This window comes from Citrobacter sp. Cb023 (assembly GCF_030336805.1).
GTDB lineage: Bacteria > Pseudomonadota > Gammaproteobacteria > Enterobacterales > Enterobacteriaceae > Citrobacter > Citrobacter braakii.
The window spans coordinates 1-13,719 of sequence record NZ_JAOWCV010000020.1 but is presented as its reverse complement, the minus strand read 5'-3'; the positions used below and the strand labels follow the sequence as shown (position 1 = coordinate 13,719).

Annotated in this window: 9 protein-coding genes; 3 read left to right on the top strand and 6 right to left on the bottom strand. The window is 54.8% G+C overall.

The window, feature by feature from the left end:
• The first annotated feature begins 100 nt into the window (after positions 1–100).
• Positions 101–790: a dipeptidase PepE gene (pepE, locus tag OGW44_RS00765; RefSeq protein ID WP_016155430.1), complete on the top strand. Its 690-nt coding sequence runs from the start codon at positions 101–103 to the stop codon at positions 788–790.
• A gap of 56 nt (positions 791–846) precedes the next feature.
• Here pepE and OGW44_RS00760 read toward each other — a convergent pair whose 3' ends face one another.
• Positions 847–2,478 carry a Na/Pi cotransporter family protein gene (locus OGW44_RS00760; RefSeq protein ID WP_185655024.1) on the bottom strand — a complete coding sequence of 544 codons (1,632 nt, stop codon included), beginning with the start codon at positions 2,476–2,478 and terminating at the stop codon, positions 847–849.
• A 136-nt stretch (positions 2,479–2,614) separates the two neighbouring features.
• A complete protein-coding gene (gene metH / locus OGW44_RS00755; protein ID WP_185655023.1) occupies positions 2,615–6,298 on the bottom strand; it encodes a methionine synthase in 3,684 nt (1,227 codons plus the stop codon).
• 195 nt (positions 6,299–6,493) lie between these two features.
• Here metH and iclR point away from each other — a divergent pair, with 195 nt between their 5' ends.
• Positions 6,494–7,318, top strand: coding sequence for a glyoxylate bypass operon transcriptional repressor IclR (gene iclR, locus OGW44_RS00750; RefSeq protein ID WP_047357748.1), 825 nt, complete (start codon positions 6,494–6,496; stop codon positions 7,316–7,318).
• 17 nt (positions 7,319–7,335) lie between these two features.
• Here iclR and aceK read toward each other — a convergent pair whose 3' ends face one another.
• From aceK to metA, 4 genes are all read right to left on the bottom strand, one after another.
• Positions 7,336–9,063, bottom strand: coding sequence for a bifunctional isocitrate dehydrogenase kinase/phosphatase (aceK, locus tag OGW44_RS00745; RefSeq protein ID WP_047357749.1), 1,728 nt, complete (start codon positions 9,061–9,063; stop codon positions 7,336–7,338).
• Between the two features lie 102 nt (positions 9,064–9,165).
• Positions 9,166–10,470 carry an isocitrate lyase gene (gene aceA / locus OGW44_RS00740; RefSeq protein ID WP_049268477.1) on the bottom strand — a complete coding sequence of 435 codons (1,305 nt, stop codon included), beginning with the start codon at positions 10,468–10,470 and terminating at the stop codon, positions 9,166–9,168.
• 35 nt (positions 10,471–10,505) lie between these two features.
• The gene (gene aceB / locus OGW44_RS00735) at positions 10,506–12,107 is read right to left on the bottom strand and encodes a malate synthase A (RefSeq protein ID WP_103284363.1); all 1,602 of its coding nucleotides are present in this window, start codon (positions 12,105–12,107) and stop codon (positions 10,506–10,508) included.
• 268 nt (positions 12,108–12,375) lie between these two features.
• A complete protein-coding gene (gene metA, locus OGW44_RS00730; protein ID WP_016155321.1) occupies positions 12,376–13,305 on the bottom strand; it encodes a homoserine O-acetyltransferase MetA in 930 nt (309 codons plus the stop codon).
• 152 nt (positions 13,306–13,457) lie between these two features.
• On the opposite strand from metA, the gene OGW44_RS00725 reads away from it, so the two are divergent.
• Positions 13,458–13,719, top strand: a 262-nt coding sequence (locus OGW44_RS00725; protein ID WP_286454009.1) for a hypothetical protein, incomplete at its 3' end; no start/stop codon positions are given.

The following is a 13,719-nucleotide window of genomic DNA, read 5'->3' as shown; positions in this document are numbered from 1 at the left end:
CTTTCCCCCCTTCCAACATCGTGAGCCATATCAGTAAGGCGTTACGCTGATAGTGGTAGCATTAGCGCGGTTTGTAATTTTCTGATTACATGGAGAAATGATGGAACTGCTTTTATTGAGTAACTCGACGCTGCCGGGCAAAGGCTGGATGGAACATGCGCTACCGCTGATTGCTGAGCAGTTGAATGGTCGCCGTACGGCGGTGTTTATTCCGTTCGCTGGCGTGACGCAAACCTGGGATGAATACACGGCGAAAACGGCAGCCATCTTTGCGCCAATGGGCGTCAACGTTACTGGCATTCATACCGTTGCCGATCCGATCGCTGCCATTGAAAACGCAGAACTGGTGATTGTCGGCGGGGGTAACACCTTCCAGTTACTGAAAGAGAGCCGCGAACGCGGACTGCTGGCGCCGATTGTGGATGTCGTCAAACGCGGTGCGCTGTACATCGGCTGGAGCGCAGGTTCTAACCTCGCCTGCCAGACCATCCGCACCACCAACGACATGCCGATTGTCGATCCAAAAGGTTTTGATGCCCTGGGTCTGTTCCCGCTGCAGATTAACCCACATTTCACCAATGCGCTTCCGGAAGGCCACAAAGGCGAAACGCGTGAACAGCGTATTCGCGAGCTTCTGGTTGTGGCACCAGAGCTGACGGTGATTGGTTTGCCGGAAGGAAACTGGATTAAGGTGAGTAACGGCCAGGCGGTTCTTGGCGGTCCGAACACCACTTACGTCTTTAAAGCGGGTGAAGACGCGGTTGCCCTCGAAGCAGGTCACTGCTTCTAACCGACGTTGCCGGATAACGGCATAAATGCCTTATCCGGCCAACCGGTCCACCTCACTCAATAATCGTCGCGCTCATCGTCCTCATCCGGCTGTTCCAGCACGCTATAGGCCACGGAACAAAACAGCGAGTTCAGACGCTGCATATCGCCCAGCAGCGCCAGGTGCAAGGAGCTGGTCTCGATGCTCTGCACGTTCTGCTGATGCAGACGGTCAACGTGCGCATGCGAATACCGACGGTTGAGAATACGGAAACGGTGCTTGCTACGGCGCAGACGTCGGGCGCTGGTCACGTCACCAGAGAAGAACACCGACATCGCCAGCTGCAGATTGCTGAGCAGCTGATCGAAGAGCGCATCCAGCTCTTTCAATCCTTCCACGGAGAATGCGCGACGGGCAGCCAGCGACTTATCCGCTATCTCACTGCCCATACGTTCGACAATATCGGAAGCCTGCTCGAGGTTAAGCGACATTTCGATAATCTCCGCCCAACGGCGTGATTCCTCTTCCGCCAGTTCATCCTTTGGCATCCGCGCCAGATAAAGCTTGATTGCCGTGTATAGCACGTTAATGTCGTCCGCCATCCTGCGCAGCTCTTTCTCTTCACGCGGCTCACCGTGCATCACCTTCTTCAGCCCGTCCATCATCTGCTCCATCGCGTCGCCGATGCGCAGAGCTTCACGAGCGGCATTGGCCAGGGCCAGCGTCGGCGTATCCAGCGCACTGACGTCCAGATGCTTGGGCTTCAGATGCGCATCCAGCTCCGGCTCATCGCGGATGATGCGCTTACAAAAACGCGCCATCGGTTCTGCAAACGGCACCATCGCCACGCAGCGCACCAGGTTGTAGAAGACATGGAAGTAAATAACCAGTTCAGATTTCGGCAGCGGCAGTTCATCCATCAGATTTGCCAACGGATGAACAAACGGCAGGATAATCAGGCTTCCCACCAGCTTAAACAGCAGGCTACCGAGCGCCACACGGCGGGCGGCGGCGTTAGCGGCGCTGTTATTAAGCATCGCCAGCAGGCCAGAGCCGAGGTTGGCGCCAATCACCAGACACAACGCCACCGGGAACGAGATAATGCCTGCCGCGGTCAGCGTTGCCGTCAGCAGCACCGCCGCAAGGCTGGAGTAACTGATAATCGCGAACATAGCGCCAATCAGCGCATCCAGCATGATATCGCCGGTGAGCGAGGCGAAAATAACCTGTACGCCGTTAGCCTGGGTGATCGGTGTTACCGCCTGCACAATCAGTTCCAGCGCCAGTAAAATCAACCCCAGTCCAATACCAACCCGCCCCAGTTGCCCCACACGGGACTGCTTACGTCCGAGAAAGAAGATCACGCCGACAAAAATCAGCAGTGGCGACAGCCAGGAGAGATCGAAGGTCAGGATACGCGCCATCAGCGCGGTCCCGACGTCGGCGCCAAGTACAATCACCAGCGCAGGGGTGAGCGCCACGAGGTCCTGCGCGACAAACGAGGTCACCAGCATGGTGGTGGCGTTGCTGCTTTGCACCAGCGCCGTCACGCCGATACCCGCACAAAAGGCGAGCGGCTTCTTTTCAACGCTACGGCTGAGCACGGTGCGCAAGCGGGCGCCAAAGACGCGCATCACGCCGGTACGCACGATGTGGGTGCCCCACACCAGCAGCGCGACGGCAGAAAGCAGATGTAGCAGAGTTAACACGGAATCAGGTTCTCCTTATCGTTATATGTTCCTGAGGCCGAAGCCTTCATTCAGTATAAGGGTTTAAACGTAATAAAGAGACAAGGCACTCATTGAGTGCCTTGTTTGTTGTAAATAAAGATGACAGTTTTGTGAATCAGTCAGCGTCATAGCCCAGATTAGGCGCTAACCAACGTTCGACTTCCGCCACGCTCATGCCTTTACGGAAGGCGTAATCTTCAACCTGATCGCGCTGGATTTGCGCCACGGCGTAGTACTTGCTGTCTGGATGACTGAAATACCAGCCGGAAACCGACGCACCTGGCCACATCGCGAAGGATTCGGTGAGCTTCATCCCGGTGTGCGCCTCCACATCCAGTAGTTCCCAGATGGTGGCCTTTTCGGTGTGTTCCGGGCACGCCGGATAGCCCGGTGCCGGGCGAATTCCCTGATAGTTTTCGCGGATCAGCTCCTCGTTGCTGAGGTTCTCATTCGCCGCATAGCCCCAGTAGACTTTACGCACGCGCTCGTGCAGATATTCCGCGAACGCTTCCGCCAGGCGGTCGGCGATCGCTTTCACCATGATCTTGTTGTAGTCGTCATGCTGGGCTTCGAAGGCCTCCGCCAGCGCATCTTCCTCCAGACCGCCGGTAACGGCGAAAGCACCGATGTAATCCGCTTTGCCGCTCAGTTTCGGCGCAACAAAGTCAGACAGGCAGTAGTTGGCGAAACCGACTTTTTCCGTCTGCTGGCGCAGGTGATGACTCACGTTGATGACGTGCGTACGCGTCTCGTCACGGTAAATCTCGATATCGTCCCCCACGCGGTTAGCCGGGAACAAGCCCACCACGCCGCGCGGATTCAGAGTCTTCTCAGCGCTGAGTTTATCCAGCATATCATTGGCGTCTTTGAACAGACGTTTCGCCTCTTCTCCCACCACCTCATCTTCGAGGATGCGCGGGTATTTCCCGGCCAGCGACCAGGTCATAAAGAACGGCGTCCAGTCGATGTAGTTGCGCAGCGTTTCGATGCTGGCTTCAACGCTCTGTACGCCGAGGCGGTGCGCCACCGGCGGCGTGTAGTTTTCCCAGTCGAAGGCCAGATCGTTGTCGCGGGCAGCCTGTAACGTTACTGGTGGAGTACGCGGTTTCTTACGCGCATGCTGGATACGCACGGTTTCGTACTCTTTACGCGTACGGGCGACAAAGTCATCGCGCTGAGTGTCAGAGAGGAGTGCGGCGACTACGCCAACGGTACGCGAGGCGTTCTGCACATAAACCGTTGGACCACTGTAGTTCTGCTCGATTTTCACCGCCGTGTGCGCTTTTGAGGTGGTCGCGCCGCCAATCAGCAACGGAATAGTGAACCCCTGACGCTCCATCTCTTTCGCCACGTTGACCATTTCGTCCAGCGACGGGGTAATCAGCCCGGAAAGACCAATCAGATCGGCATTCACTTCACGTGCCGTTCTGAGGATTTTCTCCGCTGGCACCATCACGCCAAGATCGACGATTTCGTAGTTGTTACATTGCAGCACCACACCAACGATATTTTTGCCGATATCGTGCACATCGCCTTTCACGGTAGCAATGACCATCTTGCCGTTGCTGGAGCCTTTCTCTTTGCTGGCCTCAATGTACGGTTCGAGGTAGGCCACCGCCTGCTTCATCACGCGGGCGGATTTCACCACCTGCGGCAGGAACATTTTGCCCTCGCCAAACAGATCGCCAACCACGTTCATCCCGTCCATCAGCGGCCCTTCAATCACCTCGATCGGACGCGCGGCCTGCTGGCGAGCTTCTTCAGTATCCTGCTCAATAAATTCGGTAATGCCTTTCACCAGCGAATATTCGAGGCGCTTTTTCACGTCCCAACTGCGCCATTCCGCCATCTGGGCATTGGCAGTGTCATCAGTTTTGCTACCGCGATATTTCTCAGCCAGCTCCAGCAGACGCTCGGTGCCATCGTCACGACGGTTGAGGATCACATCTTCAACCGCATCGCGCAGCTCGGCGGGCAGGTCGTCGTAGATCGCCAGTTGTCCGGCGTTGACGATCCCCATGTCCATGCCGTTGCGAATGGCGTAGTAAAGGAATACCGCGTGAATAGCTTCACGAACCGGGTCGTTACCACGGAAGGAGAACGACACGTTGGAGACGCCGCCGGAGATCAGCGCGTGCGGTAGTTCACGTTTGATGTCCTCACAGGCACCGATAAAGTCCTGGGCGTAGTTATTGTGCTCATCAATTCCGGTCGCGACCGCAAAGATGTTCGGGTCGAAGATAATGTCTTCCGGCGGGAAGCCTACCTCTTCGGTAAGAATGTTGTACGCCCGACGGCAAATCTCAATTTTACGCGCGCGGGTGTCGGCCTGTCCCTGCTCGTCAAAGGCCATCACCACCACTGCGGCACCATAGCGTCGCAGCAACTTCGCGTGGTGGATAAAGGTCTCAACTCCCTCTTTCATCGAGATGGAGTTAACGATGCCTTTACCCTGAATGCACTTCAGCCCTTTTTCGATGACGTCCCATTTCGAGGAGTCGATCATAATCGGCACGCGGGCGATATCCGGCTCACCGGCGATAAGGTTGAGAAAACGCACCATCGCCGCTTCGGCGTCGAGCATCCCTTCATCCATGTTGATATCGATAATCTGTGCGCCGCTTTCCACCTGCTGACGGGCGACATCCAGCGCTTCGTTGTATTTCTCTTCTTTGATCAGTCGCTTAAATTTCGCCGAACCGGTGACGTTGGTACGCTCGCCGACGTTCACAAACAGGCTATCGTCGCCAATATTCAACGGTTCAAGGCCAGACAGACGGCAGGCTACCGGGATTTCCGGCAAGCGGCGCGGCGGCAAGCCTTCCACTGCGCGGCTCATCGCGGCGATGTGTTCCGGCGTGGTGCCGCAGCAGCCGCCGACCACGTTGAGGAAGCCCGCTTGCGCCCACTCGCGTATTTGCGCCGCCATGGTGTCGGCATCGAGATCGTATTCGCCAAAAGCGTTCGGCAACCCGGCGTTCGGGTGCGCGGTAACGTAGCATTCGGCAATGCGCGACAGTTCCTGCACGTACTGGCGCAACTCGTCCGGGCCTAAGGCGCAGTTCAGACCGAAGGTCAGCGCATCGGCGTGGCGCAGTGAGTTATAGAACGCTTCGGTTGTCTGACCGGAAAGCGTACGCCCGGAAGCATCGGTGATGGTGCCGGAGAGCATAATCGGCAACTCAACGCCCAGCGCTTCGAACTCGGTTTTAACCGCGAAAATAGCGGCTTTGGCGTTCAGGGTATCGAAGACGGTTTCAATCAGGATCAGGTCGCTGCCACCTTCCACCAGCGCTTTGGTGGATTCACGGTAGGCGGCCACCAGCTGATCAAAGGTAATATTGCGGTAAGCCGGGTCGTTGACGTCAGGCGAGATAGACGCCGTACGGTTGGTTGGGCCGAGCACGCCCGCGACATAACGCGGTTTTTCCGGTGTGCGTGCCGTCCATTCGTCTGCCGCCGCGCGCGCCAGTTTGGCTGCTGCAAAGTTGATTTCCGCCGACAGGGATTCCATCTGGTAATCCGCCATGGCGATAGTCGTGGAGTTAAAGGTGTTGGTTTCGATGATATCCGCGCCCGCCTCAAAATAGGCGTTATGGATGGCGGCGATCACCTCAGGTTTGCTGAGCACCAACAGGTCGTTGTTGCCTTTCAGATCGCACGGCCAGTCGGCAAAACGTTCGCCGCGGAAATCCTCTTCGCTCAGACGATATCCCTGGATCATGGTGCCCATACCGCCGTCCAGCACCAGAATACGTTCATTTAACTGCTGACGTAATTGTTCAACTTTGCTGCTCACACTCGCTCCCGACAACGCTCAACCAGACAGAAAAAAACTCAACAGACCATACTGGCACAAACCTGAGAGGTGGAAAAGAGAACAACGGCCAACATGAGACATGTTCAGCTTCACTCATCCGATCAGTACAGGAATTCTTGCATTATAATTGAATAAAACGAAAATGATTTCCACGATACAGAAAAGGAGTCCGCCATGGTTGCCACAATCCCCGCGAAACGCGGTAGAAAACCCGCCGCTGCTACTACGCCTGCAACCGGGCAGGTTCAGTCTCTGACCCGCGGCCTGAAGCTACTGGAGTGGATTGCAGAATCCAACGGCAGCGTGGCGCTAACCGAGCTGGCACAGCAGGCCGGCTTGCCAAACTCCACGACTCACCGTTTGTTGACCACCATGCAGCAGCAAGGATTTGTCCGTCAGGTGGGTGAATTAGGCCACTGGGCCGTGGGTGCGCATGCGTTTATCGTCGGCAGCAGCTTTTTGCAAAGCCGTAATTTGCTGGCGATTGTCCACCCGATCCTGCGCAAGCTGATGGAAGACTCCGGCGAGACGGTAAACCTGGCCGTATTAGATCAAAGCGACCATCAGGCCATTATTATCGACCAGGTGCAGTGTACCCAGCTGATGCGCATGTCCGCGCCTATCGGCGGCAAACTGCCGATGCACGCCTCCGGTGCGGGTAAGGCGTTTTTATCCCAACTGAGTGAAGAACAGGTGACTGGCCTGCTGCACCGTAAAGGGCTGCACGCTTACACCCACGCCACGCTGGTGTCGCCGGTGCATCTGAAAGAGGATTTAGCCCAGACGCGCAAGCGCGGCTACTCCTTTGATGATGAGGAGCATGCGCTGGGTCTGCGCTGCGTGGCGTCGTGCATTTATGATGAACACCGCGAGCCGTTTGCCGCTATTTCCATCTCCGGACCCATTTCGCGCATTACCGACGATCGAGTGACCGAGTTTGGCGCCATGGCGATCAAAGCGGCGAAAGAAGTCACGCTGGCATACGGCGGATTTCGTTAAGAAAGGGTTGCCGGGCGTCAAGCCGAAAATCTGATGCAAAACCGCTGTTTGCGCCGGTAGGCGTAAACATCTTCCACGTGTCCTTCACGGATCCGCGTTTGCAGACCTCGCCAGTAGTCGGCACTGAACAGGTCAGCATGCATCTCTTCAAATAGCGGCCCGATACGCGGGTCAGCGCATAGCCAGTGACGAAACTCTTCCGGGAAGACATCCCCCGGGGATACGCTATACCACGGTTCAGCGCTCATCTCATCTTCCGGGTAGCGCGGCGGCGGGATATGGCGGAAATTCACCTCAGTCATGTAGCAAATTTCATCGTAGTCGTAGAACACCACGCGCCCGTGGCGAGTCACGCCGAAGTTCTTAAACAGCATATCGCCGGGGAAAATATTGGCGGCGGCCAGCTGACGAATGGCATTGCCGTACTCTTCAATTGCATCGCGCAGTTGCTGGCCTTCGACCTGCTCCAGCCAGATATTCAGCGGCACCATCCGTCGTTCGATATACAAATGGCGAATGACAATCTGCTCGCCGAGATCGGTAATTTTTTCCGGGGCTTCCTGTAGCAACAGCGCCATCAGCGACGGATCGATTTGCCGTTTATCCAGCACAAAATTCTCGAACTCCTGAGTGTCAGCCATCCGTCCGACACGATCGTGCTCCTTGACCAGTTGATAACAGGCGCGGACGTGGGCAGCCGACATCTCTTTTTGCGGCGCAAATTTGTCTTTGATGACTTTAAAGACGCGGTCGAAGCCTGGCAGGGTAAATACCAGCATCACCATGCCGCGGATCCCCGGCGCTTCGATAAATTGCTCATCGCAATGGGCAAGATAGAGCAGATATTCGCGGTAACTTTCGGTCTTCGCGTGTTTCTGACAGCCGATCGCCATATACAATTCAGCGGTGGTTTTACCGGGCAGGATCTCGCGCAGCCACTCCACTAACGCGGCGGGCAGCGGGGCGTAAACCATAAAATACGAGCGGGCGAAGCCAAACACGATACTGGCTTCCGCCGTCGTGGTCAGGCAGGTATCGACAAACAGTTCGCCCTCGTCAGTACGGTGAATTGGCAGTAAAAACGGCAGCGTCCCGGAAGGGGTAATCAACTTACCGACCAGCCAGGCGGCCTTGTTGCGATAAAACAGTTCGTTCGCCACCTGCAAATGACTGCGCTGCAACACATCCGCCCCCAGCGTTTCGGTCAGGTGTTCGATGATGTAGTGGATATCCCGATGTCTGTTCTGCCACGGCAGACGCAAGGGCAGATCGCTGAGGACGCGCGTAAGCAGCCACTCCCAGCCGGTATCAGGAAAAAAGTCTTTCGCCAACGGGCGTGGGATCGTGCGAAAACGGCGCTCTGGCTGAGAGCTGAAAATAAACAGTCGCTCGGGAGTCAGCGAGCGGTGGTCAAATAACCGGCAATAGACGGAGTTAAAGAAACTCTCCGCAATCTCGAAGCGTGGATAATCTGGCAATAGCCGGGTGTAATGCTCTTTCACGCGAAGTAAAAAATCCGCGTCGGTACTTTTGCCATCAGTAATGCAGCGCAGTTGCTCCACCACCAGACCCACATGATGATCGTAAAGGTGGATACGGCTTTTCATCGCCTGCTGAACCGCGTGCCAGTCGGCATGTTCAAAACGCTGCTGCGCGCCGGAGGTCACTTCCAGAAAACGCCCGTACTGGGCGTCGAAACCTTGCAAAATCGTCTGAGCAATCAGTAATTCCAGGCCACGCGTCATCAATTTCTCCCATCCGGCACAATGTCATGCCGGATGGCGCGTTCGCTTATCCGGCCTACATCCCTTCGTAGGCCCGGTAAGCGCAGCGCCACCGGGCATTGATCAAAACTGCGATTCTTCAGTCGAGCCGGTCAGCGCGGTCACTGAAGAAGTGCCGCCCTGAATGATGGTGGTTACTTTGTCGAAATAGCCTGTCCCTACTTCCTGCTGATGGGACACGAAGGTGTAGCCATCTTTAGCCGCCGCAAATTCCGGCTGCTGAACCTTCTCAACGTAGTGGCGCATGCCTTCACCCTGCGCATAGGAATGCGCGAGGTCGAACATGTTGAACCACATGCTGTGAATACCCGCCAGCGTAATGAACTGGTATTTGTAACCCATATCGGACAGCTGTTGCTGGAAGCTGGCAATGGTTTTGTCATCCAGGTTTTTCTGCCAGTTAAACGATGGCGAACAGTTGTAGGCCAGCAGTTTGCCTGGGAATTTCGCATGAATAGCATCGGCAAAGCGCTTCGCCAGTTCGAGGTCCGGTGTGGAGGTTTCACACCACACCAGATCCGCATACGGTGCGTAGGCCAGGCCACGGCTGATCGCCTGCTCAATGCCCGCATGCGTACGGTAGAACCCTTCGCTGGTACGTTCGCCAGTGATGAACTCGCTATCGTATGGGTCGCAATCAGACGTAATCAGATCGGCTGCGTCAGCATCGGTACGCGCAATCACCAGCGTCGGAACGCCCATAACGTCTGCAGCCAGACGGGCTGCCACCAGTTTTTGGATAGCTTCCTGAGTCGGCACCAGGACTTTGCCGCCCATGTGACCACATTTTTTCACCGATGCGAGCTGATCTTCGAAGTGAACGGCCGCTGCACCAGCCTCAATCATCGATTTCATCAGTTCAAACGCGTTCAGTACCCCGCCAAAACCCGCTTCCGCATCGGCAACGATCGGCAGGAAGTAATCCACATAGCGCGGATCGTTCGGCTCAATACCGGTTGACCATTGGATCTGATCGGCACGACGGAATGTGTTGTTGATCCTGTCCACCACCGCCGGAACGGAGTTCGCTGGATACAACGATTGATCCGGATACATGCTGGAAGCCAGGTTGGCATCTGCCGCCACCTGCCAGCCTGAAAGGTAGACCGCTTCAATACCAGCTTTCGCTTGCTGCAGCGCCTGACCACCAGTCAGCGCACCGAGGCTGTTGATATAACCTTTCTTCGATTCGCCGTGTAGCAGACGCCACATTTTCGCCGCGCCAAGCTGCGCCAGCGTGCATTCCGGGTTGACCGAGCCACGTAATTTCACCACTTCCTCCGCGCTATAGGGGCGGGTGATGCCTTCCCAACGCGGTTGAGTCCATTCTTGCTGTAATTCTTCGATTTGTTGAGTACGGGTTTTCATGTGCAGATGCTCCATTAGGATAAATTGTGGGTAAATTAGGCCAACAGGCGGTAGCCCGGTAACGTCAGGAAGTCAATTAACTCGTCGGAAGTGGTGATTTGCTCCATCAGGCGCGCGGCATCGTCAAAACGCCCGCTGCTGTAGCGGTGTTCCCCCAGTTCGTCCTGAATCACCAACATCTCTTCGGCCAGCATCTGGCGGAACAACGGTTTGGTAACCGGTTTGCCGTTGCTGAGCGTTTTCTGGTGGTGGATCCACTGCCAGATGGAAGTACGAGAGATTTCGGCGGTGGCCGCATCTTCCATCAGACCGTAAATCGGTACGCAGCCGTTACCGGAGATCCACGCTTCGATGTACTGCACCGCGACACGAATGTTGGCACGCATGCCTTCTTCAGTACGCTCACCTTCACAGGGTGCCAGCAATTGTTCTGCGGTAATCGGCGCATCTTCTTCACGGGTCACGAACAGCTGATTTTTATTTTCACCGAGTACGTCGTTGAACACCGCCATTGCGGTATCTGCCAGTCCTGGATGGGCAATCCATGTGCCGTCATGACCGTTATTGGCTTCCAGCGCTTTGTCCGCTTTTACCTTGGTCAGAACCTGGTTGTTACGTTCCGCATCTTTGCTGGGAATGAACGCGGCCATGCCGCCCATCGCGAACGCGCCGCGTTTATGACAGGTTTTAATCAGCAGACGCGAATACGCACTGAGGAATGGCTTATCCATCGTCACCACCTGACGATCCGGCAACACGCGATCCGGGTGGTTCTTTAGGGTTTTGATATAGCTGAAAATGTAGTCCCAGCGACCGCAGTTCAGGCCCACAATGTGGTCACGCAGCGCGTGCAGAATTTCGTCCATCTGGAAAACGGCTGGCAGCGTTTCAATCAGCAGGGTCGCTTTAATTGTGCCGCGCGACAGATTAAAGCGATCCTCTGCATAGCTGAACACTTCGCTCCACCATGCCGCTTCTTGCCAGGCCTGCGTTTTGGGTAGATAGAAATAAGGGCCACTGCCTTTTGCTAGCAACGTTTTGTGGTTGTGGAAGAAATAGAGGGCGAAGTCGAACAGGCTGCCCGGGATCGATTCGCCACGCCAGGTGACGTGTTTTTCCGGCAGATGCAGACCGCGAACGCGGCACACTAACAGGGCCGGATTGGGTTTGAGTTGATAAATTTTACCGGCTTCGTTGGTGTAGCTAATGGTGCCATTGACTGCATCGCGCAAGTTGATCTGCCCGTCGATAACTTTGCTCCACTCAGGAGCCAGCGAATCTTCAAAATCAGCCATAAAGACTTTGACGTTCGCGTTCAGCGCGTTGATAACCATCTTGCGCTCAACCGGTCCGGTAATCTCTACACGGCGATCCAGTAAATCATCAGGAATACCGCGAACTTTCCAGTTACCTTCACGAATGGAAGCTGTTTCCGAAATAAAGTCAGGCAACTTACCGTCATCAATATCCTGCTGCTGCTGGATACGTGCAGCCAGAAGTTTATTCCGCTTTGGCGTAAATCTTGTCACCAGCTCGGTCAGAAACTCCACCGCTTCAGCGGTCAGAATCTGCTGTTCCTGTTCGCCACGCGGCCTGGTGAAGATCAGTTCATCGGTTGTCGTTGCCTGTTGATTCATTGCGTAGTTCCTCGTCATTGATCCAAACACATCCCCAATGCGAACGAAGGATCGTTGTGCGGTTTTCGTTCAGCACAACTAAGACTACTCATTTAAATTTCAAAATCAAAAACAATTTCCATTTTTAATTTAATTATCAATTAACCTATTGATAACAATATAAATAAAATTTAATTACACAGTGAGGTGCGTTTCGGAAATAAAAAAGGCACCCGAAGGTGCCTGATTCAACATGCTGAAACGCTTAAGGATCGTCTGTTACAGAAGATTAATCCAGCGTTGGATTCATGTGACGTAGATCATATGGCGTGATCTGGTAAACGTAATAGTTGAGCCAGTTGGTAAACAACAGATTGCCGTGGCTACGCCAGGTTGCCCGCGGTTTATTTTGCGGGTCATCTTTTGGGAAGTAGTTATAGGGCACTTCCGGCGTTAAGCCCGCTTCGACGTCACGAAAATATTCACTGCCGAGTGTATGGGCGTCATATTCAGGATGGCCCGTTACGAAGGCGATACGTTTATCTTTGCTGGCAAACAGGTAGGCATCTCCCTCTTCTGTTTCGGCAAAAATCTCGAGATCGGTGTAGTCCCTGATAAGGGCAGCAGGAAAATCGGCATAGCGCGAATGCGGGGCCAGGAACGCATCATCAAATCCACGCGTCAGCAGCGCATGAGGATGAAGAATATGGTGCTCATAGACGCCTGAGAGTTTATCCGTACGGGTTTGCTTGGGAATTCCGTACAAGATATTTAATGCAGCTTGCACCGCCCAACAGACAAAGAGCGTCGATGTAACATGATCTTTCGCCCATTCAAGCACTTGTTTAATCTGCGGCCAGTAAGCCACGTCATTAAATTCAACCAGACCCAACGGCGCGCCGGTCACGATTAGCCCATCAAAGTTCTGATCGCAGATATCCTCGAAATTACAGTAAAAGTTATTCAGATGCTCCGTAGGGGTGTTGCGTGACTCGCGGGCATCAATGCGCAATAGCTGAACATCTACCTGCAGCGGTGAGTTAGAGAGTAAACGCAGGAACTGGTTTTCCGTTTCAATCTTCTTGGGCATCAGGTTGAGGATGAGCACCTTCAGTGGACGAATTTCCTGACCAGAAGCGCGAGATGACGTCATCACAAAGACGTTTTCCTCACGCAAGAAATTGACGGCGGGTAGCTCGTCCTGCACGCGAATTGGCATAACCTGATAACCTCACTACATACGTTTAAACGTTTAGACATCCAGATAGCTGAAGATACCCAGGAATCATGCGAATGTCGAGCCTGCATCCTCAAGTTGAGAAAGTTTCACGGCTCCTTGCTGTAGATTAGTGCAGTAAAGAAAAAAGGAGAATGCTATTCGTCGTTCGCGCAACAGGCAATGTGCTGCCGGGAGAGCCTGGTGTGCTGCGCTTCTCAGGCCTGAACACCGGTTACAACATGATGGGCTGGATAAAATGGTACGCTGCATCCGGCAGTTTTCACTCCCTGCAGACGCAAAAAAGCCCATCCGGCAGGATGGGCTTCTTCACTTATTTGATGCCTGGCAGTTTATGGCGGGCGTCCTGCCCGCCACCCTCCGGGCCGTTGCTGCGCAACGTTCAAATCCGCTCCC